The organism is Ottowia flava, assembly GCF_008017535.1.
Taxonomy (GTDB): domain Bacteria; phylum Pseudomonadota; class Gammaproteobacteria; order Burkholderiales; family Burkholderiaceae_C; genus Ottowia; species Ottowia flava.
Window position 1 is genome coordinate 38,047 of record NZ_VRUA01000015.1, and the last position, 20,766, is coordinate 58,812.

The following is a 20,766-nucleotide window of genomic DNA, read 5'->3' on the forward strand; positions in this document are numbered from 1 at the left end:
TCCCAAGGCAGGGCTCGCAAGATGACTGTACCGAGGACGCTCGCAACGGGCTCAGGGTACCGGAACGAAGAGCCTTCGGTGCGCCATGCCGAGAGAAATGGTCACGCGTTGGCCGCACCGCCACCTTTTCGCCCAGCCGAAGTGAGCGCCAGCGCCTCCAGCGCGCCGCAACCGGCGCAAGGATGCCCCGCGACGGTCCGGACGGCCGCTGCGACAGGTCATACTGGCATCTCCCACAACACCGAGGAGACAAGCCATGAACCGAACGCTAGGCGTCAGCCCCATGAAATGGATCGCCGCCCTGTGTCTTTCCGCACTCGCCGTCGGTGCACACGCGCAGGGCGCGGGCGGCACGCTGGAGAAGATCCGCAGCAGCGGCAAGGCCGTGATCGGCGTGCGCGAAGCTTCGCCGCCCATGGCCTATGCGCTGGGCGCGCACGAGAAGTTCACGGGCTACCACGTTGAACTGTGCGAGCGCATCCTGCGCAAGCTGGCGCCGCAGGCCAAGTTCGAATACTTCGCGATGACGCCGCAGAACACCATGCCGCTGGTGCAGAACGGCACCGTGGACATCGGCTGTGGCCCGGCCACCAACACGCTGGTGCGTCAGCAGCAGGTGGCGTTTGCCGTCACCACCTACATCAGCCAGGTCCGCATGGCCGTGCGCGCCGACTCCGGCATCACCGAATGGAAGCAGCTGGACGGCAAGACCGCGTCGGCCACCACCGGCACCACCGCCGTGCAGCTGCTGCGCAAGCTGGAACGCGACCTGAACATCAAGGTCAACGTCGCGCAGCAGAAGGACAACATCGAAAGCCTGCTATCGGTGGAGACCGGCCGCGCGGTGGCCTTCGTGCTGGACGACAACCTGCTGGCCGGCATCGTGGCCAACTCGCGCGACCCCAAGCAGTTCCGCCTGGTCGGCACCTCGCTGCAGTCCGAGCCCATCGCCATCCTGTTCCGCAAGGACGACCCGGCTTTCAAGCAGGCGGTGGACGCCGAGCTGAAGGCCATGACGGCGTCGGGCGAGATGGCCAAGCACTACGACAAGTGGTTCATGCAGCCCATCCCGCCGCGCAACACCAGCCTGAACCTGCCGCTCAGCGACGCCCTGAAAGCGCTGTTCGCCAAGCCCAACGACGAGCCCCTGGAAAGCTACAACAAATAGAGCTGCCAGCGAAGGTGGCTGTAGGGCCTGCGGCCGATCAGGCTTGCAGCAGGCCTTTCTGCTCGATGAACTGGATGACCTCCTGCAGACCACTCTGGGTCTTCAGGTTGGTCATGACGAAGGGCTTCATGCCCTGCGGCGTGCTGCGCATGCGCTCGGTGTCGCTCTTCATCACGTCGAGGTTGGCGCCCACATGCGGCGCCAGGTCGGTCTTGTTGATGACGAACAGGTCGCTCTTGGTGATGCCGGGGCCGCCCTTGCGCGGAATCTTCTCGCCCGCCGCGACGTCGATCACGTAGATCGTCAGATCGCTGAGTTCCGGGCTGAAGGTGGCGGCCAGGTTGTCGCCGCCACTTTCGACGAAGACGATGTCGGCATCGGGAAACTCGCCCAGCATGCGGTCGATGGCCTCCAAGTTGAGGACGCGTCCTCTCGAATCGCCGTGTGCGGGCAGCCGCCCATTTGCACGGCTGCGTGTTCATCCAGGGAGTGCTGAAGCAACCGGTTTGGCTTGACAACCTCCATCTTGCTTCGACATGCTCCTGGTCCCAAACAGGCACTCATCATGCCGGGCGCGCTGTTCCCAAACGGTTCGAAATCCTTGGATAGGGTCACTGACCATCTGCATCCCCATTCTGATCGCAGCCACCTCACGCGCTACGCCGGCCGCCATGCACAATCCCTGAATGCCCTACCGCCTGGACCTGAACTGCACGCAACCGCTGTTCGACGTGGCGGCCACGCGCCGCTTGGAACAGGCGGCCATGGCGGCGCTGCCGGCAAACACGCTGATGCAGCGCGCAGGTCTGGCCGTGGCGCGGCTGGCGCTGGCCGTGGCGCCGCACGCGCGCACGGTGTGGATCGCGTGCGGGCCGGGCAACAACGGCGGCGACGGGCTGGAGGCGGCCCTGCACCTGCAGCGCTGGGGGAAGGCGCCTTGGGTTACCTGGGCCGGCGACCCGGAGCGCGCGCCAGCAGACGCACGCGCGGCCTGGGCGCGGGCACAGGCGGCCGGTGTGCGGCTGGCCGATGCGCCGCCGCCTTTGTCGGCGCTGGGGCCGCAGGACTTGTGCGTGGACGCGCTGCTGGGCATTGGCGCGGCGCGGCCGGTAAGCGGACGGATGGCCGAGTGGCTGGCGCACATGGCGGCCAGCGCGGCGACGCGCCTGGCGGTCGATGTGCCGAGCGGATTGAACGCCGACACGGGCATATTCTCCGCACCGGATACTCCTGAAATCGTAGCTGTCTGCGCAAGCAGCACTAGGGCCATCGGCATTTTTGATTCATATTCTCGGCGCCACACGCTGAGCCTGCTAACGCTCAAACCCGGCCTGTTCACCGCCGACGGGCGAGACGCTTGCGGACATCTGTGGCACGACGACCTGGGCGTCGCTGCCGACGAAGCGCCAACGGCTTGGCTGAACGGCGCGCCGGCCGCCGCCGTGCGGCCGCACGCCAGCCACAAGGGCACGTTTGGCGACGTGGCGGTGATCGGCGGTGAAGTGGACGCCGCCGGTGGCATGGCGATGGCGGGCGCTGCCCTGCTGGCTGGCCGCGCGGCGCTGCACGCGGGCGCGGGGCGCGTTTACGACAGCCTGCTGAATCAGTCACCGCACGGTGCCGCGCCGCTGCTGGACGTGACGCAGCCCGAATTGATGTTCCGCTGCGTCGAATTGCTGGACCTGCCGCACCTCACCGTCGTCTGCGGCTGTGGCGGCGGTGACGCAGTGGCGGGCGTGCTGCCGGCCGTGCTGGCGCAGGCCGCGCGCCTGGTGCTGGACGCCGATGGCCTGAACGCCGTGGCGGCCGACGCGGCCCTGCAGCGCGCGCTGCGCGAGCGGGCGGCGCACGCCCATCAACCCACCGTGCTGACCCCGCACCCGCTGGAGGCCGCGCGCCTGCTGGCCACCACCACCGCCGACGTGCAGCGCGACCGACTGGCGGCGGTGCAGGCCTTGGCCAAGCGCTTTGGCGCGGTGGTCGTGCTGAAGGGCAGCGGCAGCGTGATCGCCGCGCCGGGCACCGCGCCTCGCATCAACCCCACCGGCAACGCGCGTCTGGCCACCGGCGGCACGGGCGACGTGCTGGCTGGCCTGGTCGGTGCGCGCTTGGCGGCGGGCGCGGACGCTTTCGGCGCCGCTTGCGCGGCCGTGTACCAGCACGGCGCGGTGGCGGATGCGTGGCCAGTGGGTCAGACCTTGACGGCCAGCGCGCTGGCGCAAGCGCTGAAGGCGTGACGCGATGGCGGCAAGGCCGCCGCGGCCGCCTACCAGCCCATCAACCGCGCCCGACGAAGGGCATCTTGGTCGCCATGACGGTGTGGAACAGCACGTTCACGTCCAGCGGCAAATTGGCCATGTGCAGCACCGCCTGGCCGACCTGCGCCACGTCCATCATTGGCTCGACGGCGATCTCGCCATTGGCCTGCGGCACGCCCTTGGCCATGCGCGCGGCCAACTCGGTCATGGCGTTGCCGACGTCGATCTGGCCCACGGCGATGTCCCACCGGCGTCCGTCCAGCGCGGCGGTCTTGGTCAGGCCTTTGACCGCGTGCTTGGTCGCCGTGTAAGCGGCCGAGTTGGGCCGCGGCGTGGTGGCCGAGATGGAGCCGTTGTTGATGATGCGGCCACCCTGCGGCGTTTGCGCCTTCATGGTGCGAAAGGCCTGCTGCAGGCAGAAGAACATGCCGTTCAGGTTGACGTCGACCACGCCCCGCCATTGCTCGGGCGTCCAGTCTTCAAACGGGCCGGGCGGGTTGTTGACGCCCGCGTTGTTGAACAGCAAATCGACCCGGCCAAAGCGCGCCACGGTCTGGTCGAACAGCGCTTTCACTTCGGCCGGCTGGCTGACGTCGGTCGGCACGGCCAACGCGCGGTCGCCCGCGCCGGATTCGGCCGCCACGGCCTGCAGCGGCTCGGCCCTGCGCCCGGCCAGGGCGACTTGCCAGCCGTCGTTCAGCAGAGCCAGCGCCGCCGCGCGGCCAATACCGCTGCCGGCGCCCGTCACGATGGCCACGCGGGCCGGGGGCGAAGTCGTGTTCATGAAACCCTCATTTCAAGCAAAAACGGCCTGCAGCGCTACAACCACCTGCGCGACCAGCTACTCACTTCATAGCGAAACGTGTCGCCATCCAAGCGACGCTGCAGCGGCCAGCGGCCCAGCGATGCACCGCACGGCGCGCGCCACCGTACCTTAACGGCGCGACTTGCGCGACTTGGCGCTGCCCTTCGCACTGGGCTTGCCAGCGCCGCCCTTGGCGCGCGCCGCGGCCTTCTTGACCGAGGCGCGCAAGGCGTCGATCGGCGACGGCGTGGGGCGCGAGCGGTCGTTGCCGCGCTCGGCATCGCGCGCCTTGCGGGCGGCGCGCTTGGCCGACTGCTTGGCGGGGGCGCCCCGTTCACCGGCGTTGCCGCCAGCGTTCTTGCCCTGGCCGGTGCGCGTGCCCAGCTCGTCGCCTTCGTTGACCAGGCGGAAGTCGATCTTGCGACCGTCCAGGTCGACACGGCTGACCTGCACGCGCACCTTGGTGCCGATGGCGTAGCGGATGCCGGTGCGTTCACCGCGCAGCTCCTGACGCACCTCGTCGAAGCGGAAGTACTCGCCGCCCAGTTCGGTGATGTGCACCAGGCCTTCGACGTACAGGTCGCCCAGCGTAACGAACAGGCCGAAGCTGGTCGCGGCCGACACGGTGCCGTTGAACTCTTCGCCCAGGTGCTCCTTCATGTACTTGCACTTAAGCCAGGCCTCGACGTCGCGGCTGGCCTCGTCGGCGCGGCGCTCGTTGGCGCTACAGTGCAGGCCTGCGGCTTCCCAGGCCAGCATCTCTTCGGACAGGCGCTTGGGCGGTTGGTCGTCGTCTTGGCGGCGCGCGGCGCTCTGCTTTTGCAAGCGGCGGCTGAGCTTCTCATGCGCCTCGCCGGGCGTCGGCAGCGCGGGCAGCTGGTACTTCTGCTTGCCCAGAATCGCCTTGATGACGCGGTGCACCAGCAAATCGGGGTAGCGCCTGATCGGGCTGGTGAAATGCGTGTAGGCCTCGTAGCCCAGGCCGAAGTGGCCGCTGTTGACGGGCGTGTAGATCGCCTGGCTCATCGAGCGCAGCAGCATCATGTGGATCTGCTCGGCGTCGGGCCGGTCCTTGGTGGCGTCGGCGATGCGCTGGAATTCGCCCGGGTGCGGATCGTCACTGATCGACAGGCCCAGGCCCAGCACCTTCAGGTAGGCACGCAGGATGTCCTGCTTTTCGGGCGTGGGGCCTTCGTGCACGCGGTACAGGCCCGGGTGCTTGCTGCCCAGGATGAAGTCGGCGCTGCAGGTGTTCGCGGCCAACATGCATTCCTCGATCAGGCGGTGCGCGTCGTTGCGGGTGCGCGGTTCGATGCGTTCGATGCGGCCGGACTCATCACAGACGATCTGCGTTTCCACGGTGTCGAAGTCCACCGCGCCGCGTGCGTGGCGCGCCTTGAGCAACGCGCTGAAGACGTCGTGCAGGTTCAGCAAATCCTGCACGCGGTCCTTGCGGCGCGCCGCTTCGGGGCCGCGCGTGTTGGCCAGGATGGCGGCGACTTCGGTGTAGGTGAAGCGCGCGTGGCTGTGCATCACCGCCGGGTAAAACTGGTAGGCGTGCACGTCGCCCTTGGCGGTGATCAGCATGTCGCACACCATGCACAGGCGGTCGACGTCGGGGTTGAGCGAGCACAGGCCGTTGCTCAGCTTCTCGGGCAGCATGGGGATCACGCGGCGCGGGAAGTAGACGCTGGTGGCGCGGTCGTACGCATCGATGTCGATCGGGCTGCCGGTCTTGACGTAGTGGCTGACGTCCGCAATGGCCACCAGCACGCGCCAGCCATTGGGCTTCTTGCCGCGGCCGGTGACGACGGCGGGCTCGCAGTACACGGCGTCGTCAAAGTCGCGCGCGTCTTCACCGTCGATGGTGCACAGCGGCACATCGGTCAGGTCGATGCGGCCGCCCCAGTCGCCCTTTTGCACGGTGTCGGGCAAGGCGCGCGCCTCGGCCAGCGCGCCGGGCGAGAACTCGTGCGGCACGCCGTACTTGCGCACGGCGATCTCGATCTCCATGCCGGGGTCGTCGATGTCGCCCAGCACTTCGCGCACGCGGCCGGTGGGCTGGCCGTACAGCGCGGGCGGCTCGGTCAATTCGACGACGACCACCTGCCCCGTCTTGGCCGCGCCGATGCCCGCCTTGGGAATCAGCACGTCCTGCCCATAGCGCTTGTCTTCGGGCGCCACCAGCCAGATGCCGCCCTCGTTCAGCAGGCGGCCGATGATCGGGTGCGGCGGGCGTTCCACGATCTCCACCACGCGGCCTTCAGGGCGCCCGCGGCGGTCGTAACGCACCACGCGCACCTTCACGCGGTCGCGGTGCAGCACCGCGCGCATCTCGTTGGGCGGCAGGTACAAATCGGGCGAACCATCGTCGGGCGTCACGAAACCGTGCCCGTCCCGATGGCCTTGAACCACTCCCTCAATTTCTTCTAACAACGTATTGCTCATATGGATTTTTTTGGTATAGAATCTCGGATTCCTGATGCCCAGGTGGCGGAATTGGTAGACGCACTAGTTTCAGGTACTAGCGGGTAACTCCGTGGAGGTTCGAGTCCTCTCCTGGGCACCAAAATTTGATGAGGGTCTGCACTGCAAGGTGCAGACCCTTTTTCAATGCTGCCGCCTTGTTCTGACGAACGGGGCGGCTTTTTTTTGCCACGCGCGGCGACGTCGGCAGCGACAACACAGACAGGCAAATGGTGGCGCTGCGGCGCCAAACAAGAGCGGCGCCCCAACCGCAGGGTATGTTCAAGCCGCGGCCGGACAACGTGGTCATGCAGCGCACGGCGGCGGGGCGGTCATCGGTGGACGCATGCCGACAAGGGTACACGATCGCGTTGGGCGCCTCGAAAAAGATAGCGCCGGGCCAGCGCGCTGAAAATGTCGAGCGATTGGCGTGTGCGCGCGCCCGTCGAGCGCACATTGGGGTGTCGGCGCTGCGCGTCCGCGGTATCCGCGCAGCGCAGTCTGGCGATAAACGCGCGCGCGCCTCAGATCGGCACCGCCACCAGGTCGTGCCCTTGCGTGCCGACGATGCGCGCACGGGTGAATTCGCCTACCTTCATTTGCTTGCTGAGCTTTTCGGGCGGCAGCAGCTGCACCACGCCGTCGATCTCCGGTGCGTCGGCGTAGCTGCGCCCGACTCCGCCCTTGCGGCCCTGGGCCGGTGCCGAATCGACCAGCACCTGCATCGTCGCGCCGACACGATCGCGCAGCTTGGCGGTGGACACGGCTTCGGCCACTTCCATGAAGCGGGCGCGGCGCTCTTCGCGCAGCTCGGCCGGCAACATGCCGGGCAAGTCGTTCGCGGTGGCGCCTTCAACGGGCGAATAGGCGAAGCAGCCGGCGCGGTCGATGCGGGCTTCGCGCACGAAGTCGAGCAGGTGCTCAAACTCGGCTTCGGTCTCGCCCGGAAAGCCGGCGATGAAGGTAGAGCGCACGACCAGCTCAGGGCAGATCTCGCGCCAGCGCGCCAGGCGCTCCAGGTTTTTCTCGCCGCTGGCCGGGCGCTTCATGCGGCGCAGCACGTCGGGGTGGCTGTGCTGAAAGGGCACGTCCAGGTAAGGCAGCACACGGCCTTCGGCCATCAACGGCAGGATCTCGTCGACGTGCGGGTACGGGTAAACGTAGTGCAGACGCACCCAGGCGCCGTGCGGCTCGGCCAGCTCGGACAGCGCTTGCACCAATTCGAGCATGCGCGTCTTGACCGGGCGACCGTCCCAGAAGCCGGTGCGGTACTTCACGTCGACGCCGTAGGCCGAGGTGTCCTGGCTGATCACCAGCAGCTCTTTCACGCCGCCTTCAAACAGCGCGCGCGCCTCCTTCAGCACATCGCCGATCGGGCGGCTGACCAGGTCGCCGCGCATCGACGGGATGATGCAGAAGGTGCAGCGGTGGTTGCAGCCCTCGCTGATCTTCAAATAAGCGTAGTGGCGCGGCGTGAGCTTCAGGCCCGCTTCGCCAAAGGCGCCAGGCACCAGGTCGATGAAGGGGTCGTGCGGCTTGGGCAGGTGCTGGTGCACCGCGTCCATCACCTCCTGCGTGGCGTGCGGGCCGGTGACGGCCAGAACGGACGGGTGCAGGCTGCGCACCAGATTTTCATCGTCTTTTTGTCGTTCCGCCCTAGAACCATCAGCGCGACCAGCTATCGTTTTTGCACCAAGGCAACCGGTGACAATGACTTTGCCGTTGACCGACAAGGCCTCGCCGATGGTGTCCAGGCTTTCCTTGACGGCCTCGTCGATGAAGCCGCAGGTGTTGACGATGACGAGGTCAGCGCCTTCAAAGGTCTTGCTGGTGGCGTAGCCCTCGGCCGACAACTGGGTCAGGATCAGTTCGGAGTCGGTCAGCGCTTTCGGGCAGCCCAGGCTGACAAATCCGATGCGCGGGGCCGGCGTGGTGGTTTCACTCATCCCGCGATTGTCGCAGCCTGGGCCCCGCTGCGCTGCCGCTGGTGCGAGTCTTCAGCGCTTGAGGCCGAAGGCGCCCCACATCTGCTCGGTCTGCTTGGTCATTTGCTCCTGCATCTGCAGGAACATGTTCTTGGACTGTTCGAGGTAATTGCCCATCACGCCCTGCATCAGCGGCGACTGCATGCGCATGAACTGCGACCACAGTTCGGGTGACAGGCCTTGCGACTGTTCGGACAGCTTGGCCTGGATCTCGATGAAGGACTGGATGTTCTTTTCGAGGTACGAGCCCATGAAGCCCTGCAGCGCGTGGCCGTAGAAGCGGATGATGCTGGACAACATGGTCTCGGTGAACATCGGCGCGCCGCCGGCTTCTTCTTCCAGGATGATCTGCAGCAGGATGCTGCGCGTGAGGTCTTCGCCGCTCTTGGCGTCGCGCACCACGAAGAGTTCGCGGTCCATCACCAACTGGCGCACCTGGGCCAAGGTGATGTAGCTGGAGCTGGCGGTGTCGTACAGGCGCCGGTTGGGGTATTTCTTGATGACGCGCAAGCCGTCGTCGGCTGGCTGCGCGGGAGGCTTGGAAGCCTTGCCGCTTTTTGGGTTCGGCGCGGCGGCAGGGGAGGAACTACGGCTCATCTGGGGGCGTCGTGCTGCATTGCGATTCATTCTAGACGGCCAACCCCAGCCGCCTCGCCATGGCTAACCCTGATGTTAAAAGTGCTGAAAGTACGCGCAGTTGCGTGATTTTCAGTTGCGATGAGGCGCCCCAGCAAGGTAGGTCAACGCCCCGACAGCCTCGCCGCTTGCTGCGCCGCACACGGTCGCAGCCTTCCGGCGAGGGCTCGCCCAGCGACCGGGCCATCGCTCAACCGCCGTACAGCCAAGGGACGTCGAGCAGCCGCTCGCCGAGCAGGCGCATGGAGGCATCTCTGCCCACGCGCACCAGACCCGTGGAATGAAAGATCTGACCGTTGCGCCAGGCCCGCGCCTGAACACGGGCCACGCGCTGCCAGCGCGCGAGGGCGTAGCGCTGCAAGCGGGTCGGTACGTCGACCGCATCGATGCCGATCGCACGCGCGAGTTCGGCTGCATCCTCGATCGCCATGCCCGCCCCCTGCGCCAGGAACGGCACCATCGGATGCGCCGCATCGCCCAGTAAAACCGCGCGCCCGCGCACCAACTGGTTGGTTGCCCTCACTGGTGGTCTGCCCGCCAGCGCCCACAGGCGCCAGACATAGGGATTCACGCTCGCCTCTGGCGCGGCATCGATCAGCGCCCGCAGAGGCGCACACAGAGGGCCCAAGGCACGCGCCAGGTCGGCAGCGTGGCCGCCGTGGTCCCAGTCCTGCGCATTGGCAGGCGGCGACCCCAGCACAATGGCCACCACGTTCACCCACGCGCCACCGCGCACTGGGTACTGCACCACATGCAAACGAGGGCCAAGCCAGGCGGTCACCTCGTTGCCGCGCAGGCCGGCCGGCAAGGCGTCGCTGCGCAGCATGGCGCGGTAGGCCAGATGGCCTGTCAGGCGCGGCGGTCCATCGTGCAGCAACTGCTCGCGCACAGCGCTCCAGACGCCGTCGGCACCCACCAGTACGTCGCCCTCGACATCGACGCCACGCGAGGTGCGCAGGGTCACTGCGTCTGCGTCGACGGCGCAGCGGACAACTGCATGGTCCAGGCACAGATGCACACGCTCCTGCTGCAAGAGAGCACGCGTCAGCACCTCGTGCAGATCGGCGCGATGGACCGTGGCGTAAGGCGCGCCATAGCGCGCCGCCATGCGCGCGCCCAGCGCCAAGCGACCCAACTCAGCCCCGCTTGCCGCGTCGCGCACCCGCAGGGCTTCAGGGAAGGCGGCCACGCCCTTCAGCGCATCGCCCAAACCCCACTGAATCAGCACCCGAGTGGCATTGGGGCCAAGCTGAATACCCGCCCCGACCTCGCTGAACACAGGAGCGCGCTCGTAAAGGCGCACCTCGCAACCGGCGCGCGCCGTGGCCAGCGCTGCCGCAACCCCGCCAATGCCGCCTCCCGCGACCAATACCTCCAACGCACTCATGCGCCGATTGTGCCGCCTGAACCACCGCGGCTGCGGTGCGCCATGGCGTCAGACATAAGAAAAACCCCGGCAGCGCATGCGCTGCCGGGGCATAGGCAAGGCGTGCCCGATGGCCCGTCAGGCCAACAACTGCCGCAGCACGTAGGGCAGGATGCCGCCGGCGCGGAAGTAGTCGACCTCGATCGGCGTGTCGATGCGCAGCGTCAGCGAAGCTTCGTCCTTGGTGCCATCGGCGCGCGTGATCACCAGACGCGCGTCGCTTTGCGGCGTCAGTTGCTCGTCGCAGACGATCTCAACCAGCTCGTCGCCCTTCAGCCCCAGCGATTCCCAGGATTCGCCGGCCTTGAACTGCAGGGGCAGCACGCCCATGCCCACCAGGTTGCTGCGGTGGATGCGTTCGAAGCTCTTGGCGACCACGGCCTTGATGCCCAGCAACTGCGTGCCCTTGGCGGCCCAATCGCGGCTGGAGCCGGTGCCGTACTCCTCGCCTGCGAACACCACCGTGGGCACGCCTGCGGCGATGTACTTCATGGCCGCGTCGTAGATGTACTGTTTGGTGCCCTGCAGCGCGCCGGGTTGCTGGAACAGCGTGAGGCCGCCCTCTTCGCGGCTGCCGCTTTCCAGCGGCGGCAGCATCAGGTTCTTGATGCGCACGTTGGCGAAGGTGCCGCGCATCATGACTTCGTGGTTGCCGCGGCGCGCGCCGTAGCTGTTGAAGTCGGCCTTCTGCACGCCGTGGTCCAGCAGCCACTGGCCCGCGGGCGAACTGTCCTTGATGCTGCCGGCGGGCGAGATGTGGTCGGTGGTGATGCTGTCGCCGAACAGCGCCATGATGCGGGCGCCGCTCACGCGATGGGCATCATTTTGGCCGCCAGCCCCTGTCAGATCTGCGCGGGCAGCTCCTGATTCGTTAGCAAAATCGGCAAAGAACGGCGGCTCGGCAATGTACGTGCTGGTGGGCCAGTTGTAGACCTGCCCGGTCACGCCCTCGATGCGCTCCCACAGCTTGCCCGGCTCGGTCGCGACCTTGGCGTAGTTCTCGCGGAAGGCCTTGCCCTTCATCGCGTACTTCAGCAGCTTGTTGATCTCGTCGCTGGTCGGCCAGATGTCGCCCAGGAACACATCCTTGCCGCCTTTGCCCTTGCCCACGGGCTGGGTCATCAGGTCGACCATCATGTTGCCGGCAATGGCGTACGCCACCACCAGCGGCGGGCTGGCCAGGAAGTTGGCCTTCAGGTTCGGGTGGATGCGCGCCTCGAAGTTGCGGTTGCCCGACAGCACGGCCGCGGCCACCAGTTCGTTGCGGGTGATGGCCTCGTTGATCTCGGGCGCCAGGTCACCCGCGTTGCCGATGCAGGTGGTGCAGCCGTAACCGGCCACGGCAAAGCCCAGCTTTTCCAGGTAGGGCAGCAGGCCGGTTTCGGTCAGGTACTCGGTGACGATGCGCGAGCCGGGGGCCAGCGAGGTCTTGACGTGCGGCTTGACGGTCAGCCCCGCCTGCACCGCCTTCTTGGCCAGAAGACCGGCGGCCAGCAGCACGCTGGGGTTGCTGGTGTTGGTACAGCTGGTGATGGCGGCAATCAGCACGTCGCCGTTGCCCAGCGAGTATTCGCTGACCGAGATCGGCTCGACCACATCGGCCTCGGCCAGCGCGGCGGCCAGCGTCGACTTGTTGGCCACCATTTCGACCATGGCGCGCGGCGCGCCCAGCGGCGTGGGCGCCTCGGCCGGTGCGCGCTCGTCCGCATCCGGCACGTTGTCGCGCGTGACGTGCACGCGGGTGTGCAGCAACTCGGCCGGGCGGTTGAAGCCGTTGTCGCTCATCGGCTTGGAGAACAGCTCGACAAACTGGCGCGAGACGTTGCCCAGCTCGATGCGGTCTTGCGGGCGCTTGGGGCCAGCGAGGCTCGGGGCCACGGTGCCCAGGTCCAGCGTGATGACCTGCGAATAGTCGATTTCGCCCGCCTTGGGGATGCCGAACAGCTTCTGCGCCTTGAAGTAGGCCTCGAACGCGTCGATCTCGGCCTTGGTGCGGCCCGTGCCCTGGAAGTACTCGATGGTGCGCTCGTCCACCGGGAAGAAGCCCATGGTTGCGCCGTATTCGGGCGCCATGTTGCCGATGGTGGCGCGGTCGGGCAGGCTGAGCGTGCGCGTGCCTTCGCCGAAGAATTCGACGAACTTGCCGACAACCTTGTGCTGGCGCAGGATCTCGGTCACCGTCAGCACCAGGTCGGTGGCGGTGCAGCCTTCGCGCAGGCGGCCTTTCAGCTCAAAGCCCACCACATCGGGCGTGAGGAAGTACACCGGCTGACCCAGCATGGCGGCTTCGGCCTCGATGCCGCCCACGCCCCAACCCACCACGCCGATGCCGTTGATCATGGTGGTGTGGCTGTCGGTGCCGACCAGGGTGTCGGGGTAGTACACGCCGTCGGCGCGCTTGTGCACGCCGCGCGCCAGGTATTCCAGGTTGACCTGGTGCACGATGCCGAAGCCCGGCGGCACCACGCCGAAGGTGTCAAACGCCTGCATGCCCCATTTCATGAACTCGTAGCGCTCGCGGTTGCGCAGGAATTCGAGCTTCATGTTCAGGTCGAGCGCGTTCTTCTTGCCGTAGTAGTCGACCATGACCGAGTGGTCGACCACCAGATCCACCGGCACCAGCGGCTCGATCTTCTTGGGGTCCTTGCCCATCGCAGCGGCGGTCGAACGCATCGCCGCCAGGTCGGCCAGCAGCGGCACGCCAGTGAAGTCCTGCAGCACCACGCGGGCGACGGTGAAGGGAATCTCGTCGGTGCGGGCGGCCTTGGGCTGCCAGTTGGCGAGCTGGGCGACGTGCTCGGCGGTGACTTTCTTGCCGTCGCAGTGGCGCAGCACCGACTCCAGCACGATGCGCAGCGACACCGGCAGGCGCTTGATGTTGGGGTACTTGCGGGCCAGCGCGGGCAGCGAGTAGAGCTGACCGGTCTTGCCGGAGCCGAGCTTGAACGGTTGGCGGGTGGAAGCGAAAGCGTGGGATTTTTGGGTAGCCATGACGTCTTTCCTGGAGTTGTGGGCGCTCGCCGTAGCGATCACCGCCCATTGTGTCAGCACTCTAAAAGCCCTGCCACCCGACAACATCTCGCCACTCATTTACAAGACAAATCGGACTCCCGCCCTACAACCATCTGCGCAGACAGCTCTCCATATGATAGCAAAAAGAAATTACTGGGCGATGCGCCCAGCCAAGGGACGCTGGCCCGGCGCCCCTGGCGCGATCGGCCGAGCCGCTGGCGGGACAACGGCGGCCCGCCAGCGCCTTGGTCTGCGCGGGAAAACGGCCGATGCGGGGACAATAGGCGCCCATGAAAGCCCCTGAATTGCTGCTGCCGGCCGGCAGCCTCGACAAGATGCGCGCCGCCTACGACTTTGGCGCCGACGCGGTCTACGCCGGTCAGCCGCGCTACTCCCTGCGCGCGCGCAACAACGAATTCCGCCTGGAGCAGCTCGCCCAGGGCATCAACGAAGCGCATGCGCGCGGCAAGAAGTTCTTCGTCACCAGCAACCTGATCGCCCACAACGACAAGGTGCGCACCTACCTGCGCGACCTGGAGCCGGTCGTCGCGCTCAAGCCCGACGCGCTGATCATGGCCGACGCGGGCCTGATCATGCTGGTGCGCGAGAGGTGGCCGCACATCCCGGTGCACCTGTCGGTGCAAGCCAACACCACCAACTGGGCGGCGGTGAAGTTCTGGCAGAAGATGGGCGTGGCGCGCATCATCCTGTCGCGCGAGCTGAGCCTGGCCGAGGTCGAGCAAATCCGCCAGGAATGCCCCGATATGGAGCTGGAGGTGTTCGTGCATGGCGCGCTGTGCATCGCCTACAGCGGCCGTTGCCTGCTGAGTGGCTACTTCAACCGGCGCGACCCCAACCAGGGCACCTGCACCAACGCTTGCCGCTGGAACTACAAGACGATGGACGCCGCGGTCGACCCCAACACCGGCGAGGCGCTCGCGCGCGGCGAGCAACTGGTCGGCTTCAACTTCGGGGCCGAGCAGGAACGTGCGGAAGACGCTGCGGGATCGACCTGCGGCAACGGCCAGCGCCATCCTTCTGCTGACAAGGTCTACCTGATCGAGGAAGAAGGCCGGCCGGGCCAGCTGATGCCGATCATGGAAGACGAGCACGGCACCTACATCATGAACAGCAAGGACCTGCGGGCGGTCGAACTGGTCGAAAAGCTGGCGAAGATCGGCGTCGATTCGCTCAAGATCGAGGGCCGCACCAAGAGCCAGTACTACGTCGCGCGCACCGCGCAGGTGTACCGCCGCGCCATCGACGACGCCGTGGCCGGCCGCGCGTTCAACCCGCAACTGATCACCGAGCTGGAAGGCCTGGCCAACCGCGGCTACACCAGCGGCTTTCTGGAGCGCAGGCCATCGCAGGACTACCAGAATTACGAGACCGGCCATTCGGTGGCCGCGCGCAGCCAGTTCGTGGGGGAAGTCAAGGCGCTGCAGGACGGCTGGGCCGAGGTCGAGACCAAGAACAGGTTTTCGGTGGGCGACTGGATCGAGATCATCCACCCCAGCGGCAACCGCACGGTGCGCCTGGACCGGATGAAAAACCCCGAGGGCGAAGCGATCGAGGTGGCGGCAGGCAACCCGCTGCGCGTCTGGATTCCGGTGGACGGACCGGCCGAGCACGCGCTGATCGCCCGCCTGAGCCAGGCGCCCGCCGAAGCGACAGCATGACCCGGCAGCACAGAAGCAGGCGCTCGGAAATTTCCAGCGAAATCGCGCCCCACCCCTACAACCACTTGCGCAATCAGCTTCTCATTTGATAGCGTTTCAGCGATGACTGCGCAGCGCCGCCAGCTCGGTTCCGGCGATGGGTGCCAGGATTCTTGACGCTGGCCGGACCCCGCAGCGCTGTGACGTGGCTTTGCCACGCGATTGCTGGGTCAACCCTGCGCAGATGTTTACACTTTGACATCAAATGGATCGCCTCGGCGCCCTGTGCTCCGACCTCTCCCGACCGAACCCTCGCACCACGCTTTCGCATGTCGCTGATCTGCCCCCAGTGTGGCGCCGAGAACCGGGCGCACGCCAAGTTCTGCCTCAAGTGCGCAAAACAGTTGGTGACGTTGCCCCCCACGCCGGAGGAACTGACTCGTGATGCGCGGCGCCGCAAGCGTCGCCGCCGCAGGGAAGCGCAAGCCTGGGCGGCAGACGCCGCGTCAGAATCCGCGCAAGCCATGGCAGACGCTCGAGCGCGGTCGCGTATGCGCTGGGGCGCGCCCGCGGCACTGGTGACGGCCGGTCTGGCGGCGCTGGCCCTCGCCGCCATTCTGTGGACGAACGCTCGTGACCGCGGTTCACCGCAGACCGATGCCGCGCTGACAGCCATCACTCCCGCGAGTGCAGCGTCGCCCGCCACAGCAGCGTCAGCGGAAAGTACTTCGTTGCGCGTCCCGGGCTCGGCTGAAGCCACCTCATCGTCCCCAGCTGCTGTGCTGGCCGCGGGCGAGGCAGCCTCAGCAGCCCTGAACGCCGCCCCCACGAGCGCCGGCGTTCGGCAGCCACCTGTCGCTGCGGTTGCGGCTGCGGCGCCTGCGCCGACCCGTCCCGCGTCCAAAACCAGCCGCCGGGCGCCGGAGCGTGCGCCCTCGGTCGTCGAAGTGGGCCCGTCCGCTGCGCCGACTGCTCCCGTTGCGCCTGGGCCTGCGCCCGCGGCTCCAACTGCGCCGGCCCCGTTGTGCGCCGACCGTGCCTTCATTTCGCGAGCGATCTGCCTGCAATCGGAATGCAACAAGCCCGCGCTGCGGCAGCATCCCAGCTGCATTCGCATGCGCGAGCAACAGGATGCCTTGAAGCACGCCAGTGGCGGGGGCTGAAGGCAAGGGCGCAACGTTCGCCGTGCGGGCGCGCTGCCCCCTCCCGCCTGCCGGTGTCAGGCGTTCTCGTCTGCGACGCGCACCAGTTGCTTGCCCAGGTTCTTGCCGGTCAGCATGCCCATGAAGGCCTCAGGCGCTGAACGCAGCCCGTGGGCGATGCTTTCGCGGTAGCGCACCTTGCCTTCCTTGATCCACTGCGCGATCTCGGCGAACGCGCCCGGCCAGTGGTCCATGTGTTCGCTGATGATGAAGCCGGTGAGCGAAGCGCGCTGGCGCACCAGCTCGAAAACCTCGAACCCGGTGCTGCGGCTGGCGGTGTTGTACTGGCTGATGGCCCCGCACAGCACGACGCGTGCGTGGGCGTTCAAACGCCCCATGACCATGTCCATGATCGGGCCGCCGACGTTCTCGAACGACACGTCCACGTAGTCGGGTGTGGCGGCAATGAAGCGCTCGACCAGATCGGGCGCGCGGTAGTCGAGGCAGGCGTCGAAGCCCAGTTCTTCGATCACGTAGCGGCACTTTTCGGGCCCGCCAGCGATGCCGACCACGCGGCACCCCTTAATCTTGGCGATCTGGCCAACCAGGCTGCCCACAGCGCCCGACGCCGCACTGACCACGACCGTGTCGCCCGGCTGTGGCTTGCCCAGCTGCGTGAGGCCGTAGTGCGCCGTGGCGCCGGGCATGCCGAGCACGCCGACCGCCGTTGAAACCGGGCCCAGTCCGCTGTCGATGCGGCGCACAGCGGCGGCGTCGAGGCTGGCAAATTCCTGCCAGCCGAAGCGTCCCGCGACATAGCTGCCCACAGGCAGAGCGTCCGAATCGCTCTTCAACACGCGACCGACGCCAAAACCCGGCATCAGGTCGCCCGGGTTCAAGTGGGGTACGTACGAACGCACCGGATCCATCATGGGGCGCACGTACGGGTCGAGCGACAGGTAGAGCTGTTGCGCCAGCAAGCCGCCCGGCGCCATGGTGGGCATGTCGGCCTCGACCACGCTGAAGTCGTCGGCACACAGCACGCGGTCAGGGTGGCGCGCCATGCGCACCTGCAGTTGCTTCGCGCTCATTGGGCTTCCTCCAGTTTCAGCAGGCGGGCGGCGTTGCCGTACATGTAGGCGCGCAAAGCGTCAGGTTCGATACCCAGCTCGAGTGTGCGACGCACAGGCGTTTCGATGCTCGAGAAGGCGTAGGCCGAGGCGTAGATGAAGCGCTCGGGCATCATGCGGATGCCCTCGACGAAGGCCGAGCCGCCGGGCGTGAACACGTATACGTCGGGCGACAGGTACACGTTCATCACGCCAGTCGCTTCGCTCTTGTAGGCCAGTGCAATCGCTTCGTTGACGTAGGGGTAGGCGCCGTGGCCCAGCACGACGGGCATCTTCGGAAAGCGGCGCGCGACGCGCTCGAAATGCACCGGGTCGGTGTAGGTGTTGTCGGGGCCGGAGAGCGGGCCCGACATGAACAGCAGGGGCACGCCCAGGTCGTTGACGCGCTGGTAGATGGGCATCAGGCTCTCGTCTTCGGCGTACATCGGCGTACGGGCAAAACCCGGTTCGATGCAGACACCGCGCATGCCCAGTACCTTGACGGCACGCTCCAGGCCGAGCAGCAACTCCTCCATCGGCAGGTCGAGGTCAACGCCCGCCAGCGACACCATGCGGCCGTGGGTTCGGCCCTCCAGTTCGTGCAGGTAGTCGTCGCCGATGTGCACGGGCACGGCGCGGTTGGGCGAATGGCGGCCATTCATGACGCCCAAGCGAACACCGGCGCGGTCCATTTCCTCGAACAACAGCTTGAGCGCGTGCTCGTCGGCATCGTCGCCGCCTGCCAGGCTCGCCGCATACGAGGCAGGCATGCCGTCATCGCCCCACATGCGACCCAGTCGCTCGACCAGCGCCGGGGTGAAGAAGTCGCGGTAAGGGCCGGTGGGCGGGCGCAGGCGGAAGTCAATGATCTTGCCGTGCAGATCTTCTAAGCGAAGGGGTGCAGTCATGTTGCGAACGTGGTTGAGAGAAGGGAAAGGAAGAGCCGCGCGCCCTGGATGGGGGCGCGTTGCGCGGGTGGAATGGCTGGGCGCTGGGCGCCGGGATCAATCAGTCGGGCGTCATGCGCGACTCGGTGACGATGGTTCGCCACTTGTCGCCTTCGGCCTGGAACAGCTTGGCGAACGCTGCGCGCGAAGGGCTGGCCGCCGGGATCGTGTGAAACAGCTTGGCCGACTGCAGATGCGCCTTGCTTTCCACGGCCTGCACGGCCGCGGCATAAAGCTTGTCGAGGATCTGCGGTGGTGTGCCCTTGGGTGCGAACAACGCCGTCCAGCTGTCGGCCAGGTAGATGTCGTCCTTGAAGGCTTCCGCCAGCGTGGGAACGTCGGGCCATTGGGGAAGGCGCTTGCTCGACGTGACCGCGAGCGGACGGACGTTGCCCCGGTCGATCTGCGCGGCGCCCACGCCCGTGACCGGCAGGGCAAACCCGATGTCACCGCGCGTGAGCATGGGACCGAGATCGGCCGTGAGCGTGCGCAGCGGAATGTGCGTCACATTCAGCTGGTTGCGCTGCCCGATCATGGCCGCCAGCAAATGCGAGGCCGAACCCACGCCGCCCGAGCCGTAGTTCATGCCCTGGGGACTCTGCTGGATCCACGAGACGAAGCTGGGGATGTCCTTGGCAGGGCTGTTCTTGGAGACGACCAGCACGCTGGGCATCCAGAACATCATGGTGATGGGCGCGAGGTCGCGCACCGGATCGAGCTTGGCGCGAGGATGGATCTGCTGGTGGATGAAGTTAGCGTTGCTGCCCGCCAGCAGCGTGTAGCCATTGGGCTCGGCCTTGGTGGCAACCTCGTAGCCGATCTGGCTGCCAGCGCCGACCTTGTTCTCGACGATCACCGGCGTTTTCAGCGCCTTGCCGAACTCGTCAGCGAATTGCCGCACCTGCACGTCGATGCCGCTGCCCGCACCCCACGGCACGATGATCTTGATCGGCCGGCTTGGAAAGGTGTCCTGTGCCAGCGCAGTTCCAAAAAAGCAAGCTGCCGCAACCGCAGTCGCCACCAGTTGGAAAGTCTTTCTCATGCTTGTCTCCTGTCTTCTCGTTGGACTGCTTTTTCCGCCTCGTTGGACGCGATGATGGGTCAGCTACCCATTGCCGTCCAATGAGTTAAATTGCCATGATTCATAACCAATTGGTTATTTCTAAATGGGACCATTGAATCTGGCGAGGCTGCGCACGTTTTGCGAGGTGGCCGATGCGTCGAGCTACACGGTGGCTGCGGCGCGACTCTTTCGCACCCAACCTGCCGTGTCGAAGCAGGTGGCCGAATTGGAAGCCGAATTGGGCCTGCGCCTGTTCGAGCGTCAGGGCCGCAACATTCGTCTGACGCCACCCGGAGTGACCCTGTACGAACGTGCTCGGCGCCTGCTGGAGGAGGCCGCGGAATTCGAGGCGAAGGCCAGCGCGCTGGCGCGGGGCGAGCAAGGCGCCTTGCGCATCGGCGCCCATACCTTGCTGTTTCGCCAGACCCTGCCGCGCCTGCTGACGGCGTACGCGAAAGACTGGCCAACCATCGACGTGTCGATCGTCGAGGACAGCGCCGAACGCCTGGCCATGCGCGTGGAATCGCGCGAACTGGATTTTGCCTTCGCACGCTACATGAGCAGCGACACGCTGATGGCGCGCCGCCTCTTTCCCATGTACGTTGTCGTCGTCGTCGGACTGGAGCACCGCTTCGCGCAAAGCGAAAGCGTCGACGTAAGCGACTTGGCCGGTGAAGCCTTGCTGCTGATGCCGCGCGACTCAGGCAGCCGCATCCTTCTGGATCAGGCGTGCCAGGCCGAAGGCATCCGCCTGCGCAACGCGAAGATGGAGACCAACTCACCCGAGGGTTTGGTCAACATGGCGGCCGCCGGCCACGGGGTTGCGCTGCTGCTGACCATGGCGTCGGTGGAGGCTGAAGGCGTGCGCGCCGTCCCGCTGCTGCACCACGGGCGCCATCTGGCGACCTGGTCGTCAATCTTGTGGGCGCGACGCAGGGAGTTGCCGCCCTACGCCAAGGCCCTGATCGAATTGGCCAGCGTGCAATTGCGCATGGGTTTTCCGGGTGAACAGTTCCGTTTTCCGGCCAACGCTGGAGACGACGCTGCAGGTCCACCAGATTCACCCATGTGATGCTCCGCGGACACGCTCT

14 protein-coding genes, 1 tRNA gene and 1 pseudogene are annotated in these 20,766 nt (G+C 66.7%); 6 read left to right on the top strand and 10 right to left on the bottom strand.

What is annotated here, in order from left to right; genetic code table 11:
- Positions 1-256 precede the first annotated feature (256 nt).
- A complete protein-coding gene (locus FVQ98_RS14360) occupies positions 257-1,168 on the top strand; it encodes a transporter substrate-binding domain-containing protein (protein ID WP_370512966.1) in 912 nt (303 codons plus the stop codon).
- Positions 1,169-1,205: 37 nt separating this feature from the next.
- Here the strand turns inward: FVQ98_RS14360 and ureG are convergent.
- A pseudogene (gene ureG / locus FVQ98_RS14365) lies at positions 1,206-1,636 on the bottom strand (urease accessory protein UreG); the annotation flags it as partial.
- Between the two features lie 218 nt (positions 1,637-1,854).
- On the opposite strand from ureG, the gene FVQ98_RS14370 reads away from it, so the two are divergent.
- Positions 1,855-3,405 carry an NAD(P)H-hydrate dehydratase gene (locus tag FVQ98_RS14370; RefSeq protein ID WP_147914140.1) on the top strand — a complete coding sequence of 517 codons (1,551 nt, stop codon included), beginning with the start codon at positions 1,855-1,857 and terminating at the stop codon, positions 3,403-3,405.
- A 40-nt stretch (positions 3,406-3,445) separates the two neighbouring features.
- On the opposite strand, the gene FVQ98_RS14375 is transcribed toward FVQ98_RS14370, so the two are convergent.
- Positions 3,446-4,210, bottom strand: coding sequence for an SDR family oxidoreductase (locus FVQ98_RS14375; protein ID WP_147914141.1), 765 nt, complete (start codon positions 4,208-4,210; stop codon positions 3,446-3,448).
- 150 nt (positions 4,211-4,360) lie between these two features.
- The gene (rnr, locus tag FVQ98_RS14380; RefSeq protein ID WP_147914142.1) at positions 4,361-6,679 is read right to left on the bottom strand and encodes a ribonuclease R; all 2,319 of its coding nucleotides are present in this window, start codon (positions 6,677-6,679) and stop codon (positions 4,361-4,363) included.
- Positions 6,680-6,715: 36 nt separating this feature from the next.
- Here rnr and FVQ98_RS14385 point away from each other — a divergent pair.
- Positions 6,716-6,800: transfer RNA gene (locus FVQ98_RS14385), tRNA-Leu, on the top strand.
- A gap of 421 nt (positions 6,801-7,221) precedes the next feature.
- On the opposite strand, the gene rimO is transcribed toward FVQ98_RS14385, so the two are convergent.
- From rimO to FVQ98_RS14405, 4 genes are all read right to left on the bottom strand, one after another.
- Positions 7,222-8,643 (bottom strand): 30S ribosomal protein S12 methylthiotransferase RimO, encoded by a 1,422-nt coding sequence (rimO, locus tag FVQ98_RS14390; protein WP_147914143.1) that lies wholly within the window; start codon positions 8,641-8,643, stop codon positions 7,222-7,224.
- 51 nt (positions 8,644-8,694) lie between these two features.
- Positions 8,695-9,279 carry a polyhydroxyalkanoate synthesis repressor PhaR gene (phaR, locus tag FVQ98_RS14395; RefSeq protein ID WP_147914144.1) on the bottom strand — a complete coding sequence of 195 codons (585 nt, stop codon included), beginning with the start codon at positions 9,277-9,279 and terminating at the stop codon, positions 8,695-8,697.
- Between the two features lie 229 nt (positions 9,280-9,508).
- On the bottom strand, positions 9,509-10,705 hold the full coding sequence (locus tag FVQ98_RS14400; RefSeq protein WP_147914145.1) for an FAD-dependent monooxygenase: 1,197 nt from the start codon (positions 10,703-10,705) through the stop codon (positions 9,509-9,511).
- A 117-nt stretch (positions 10,706-10,822) separates the two neighbouring features.
- Positions 10,823-13,735 carry an aconitate hydratase gene (locus tag FVQ98_RS14405; protein ID WP_147914146.1) on the bottom strand — a complete coding sequence of 971 codons (2,913 nt, stop codon included), beginning with the start codon at positions 13,733-13,735 and terminating at the stop codon, positions 10,823-10,825.
- 311 nt (positions 13,736-14,046) lie between these two features.
- Here FVQ98_RS14405 and trhP point away from each other — a divergent pair, with 311 nt between their 5' ends.
- Both trhP and FVQ98_RS20325 read left to right on the top strand, forming a co-directional pair.
- On the top strand, positions 14,047-15,435 hold the full coding sequence (gene trhP, locus FVQ98_RS14410; protein WP_147914147.1) for a prephenate-dependent tRNA uridine(34) hydroxylase TrhP: 1,389 nt from the start codon (positions 14,047-14,049) through the stop codon (positions 15,433-15,435).
- 308 nt (positions 15,436-15,743) lie between these two features.
- The gene (locus tag FVQ98_RS20325; protein ID WP_222707612.1) at positions 15,744-16,577 is read left to right on the top strand and encodes a zinc ribbon domain-containing protein; all 834 of its coding nucleotides are present in this window, start codon (positions 15,744-15,746) and stop codon (positions 16,575-16,577) included.
- A gap of 56 nt (positions 16,578-16,633) precedes the next feature.
- Here the strand turns inward: FVQ98_RS20325 and FVQ98_RS14415 are convergent, their stop codons facing one another.
- From FVQ98_RS14415 to FVQ98_RS14425, 3 genes are all read right to left on the bottom strand, one after another.
- On the bottom strand, positions 16,634-17,647 hold the full coding sequence (locus FVQ98_RS14415; protein ID WP_147914148.1) for an NADP-dependent oxidoreductase: 1,014 nt from the start codon (positions 17,645-17,647) through the stop codon (positions 16,634-16,636).
- Positions 17,644-18,573, bottom strand: a complete 930-nt coding sequence (locus FVQ98_RS14420) for an amidohydrolase family protein (protein ID WP_147914149.1) — start codon at positions 18,571-18,573, stop codon at positions 17,644-17,646. Before FVQ98_RS14420 ends, FVQ98_RS14415 begins: the two co-directional genes overlap by 4 nt.
- A gap of 100 nt (positions 18,574-18,673) precedes the next feature.
- Positions 18,674-19,654 carry a Bug family tripartite tricarboxylate transporter substrate binding protein gene (locus FVQ98_RS14425; protein ID WP_147914150.1) on the bottom strand — a complete coding sequence of 327 codons (981 nt, stop codon included), beginning with the start codon at positions 19,652-19,654 and terminating at the stop codon, positions 18,674-18,676.
- A gap of 133 nt (positions 19,655-19,787) precedes the next feature.
- Between FVQ98_RS14425 and FVQ98_RS14430 the strand changes: the two genes are divergently transcribed.
- Entirely contained in the window at positions 19,788-20,747 is a 960-nt protein-coding gene (locus FVQ98_RS14430) for a LysR family transcriptional regulator (protein WP_222707613.1), read from the top strand.
- The last annotated feature ends 19 nt before the right edge of the window (positions 20,748-20,766 follow it).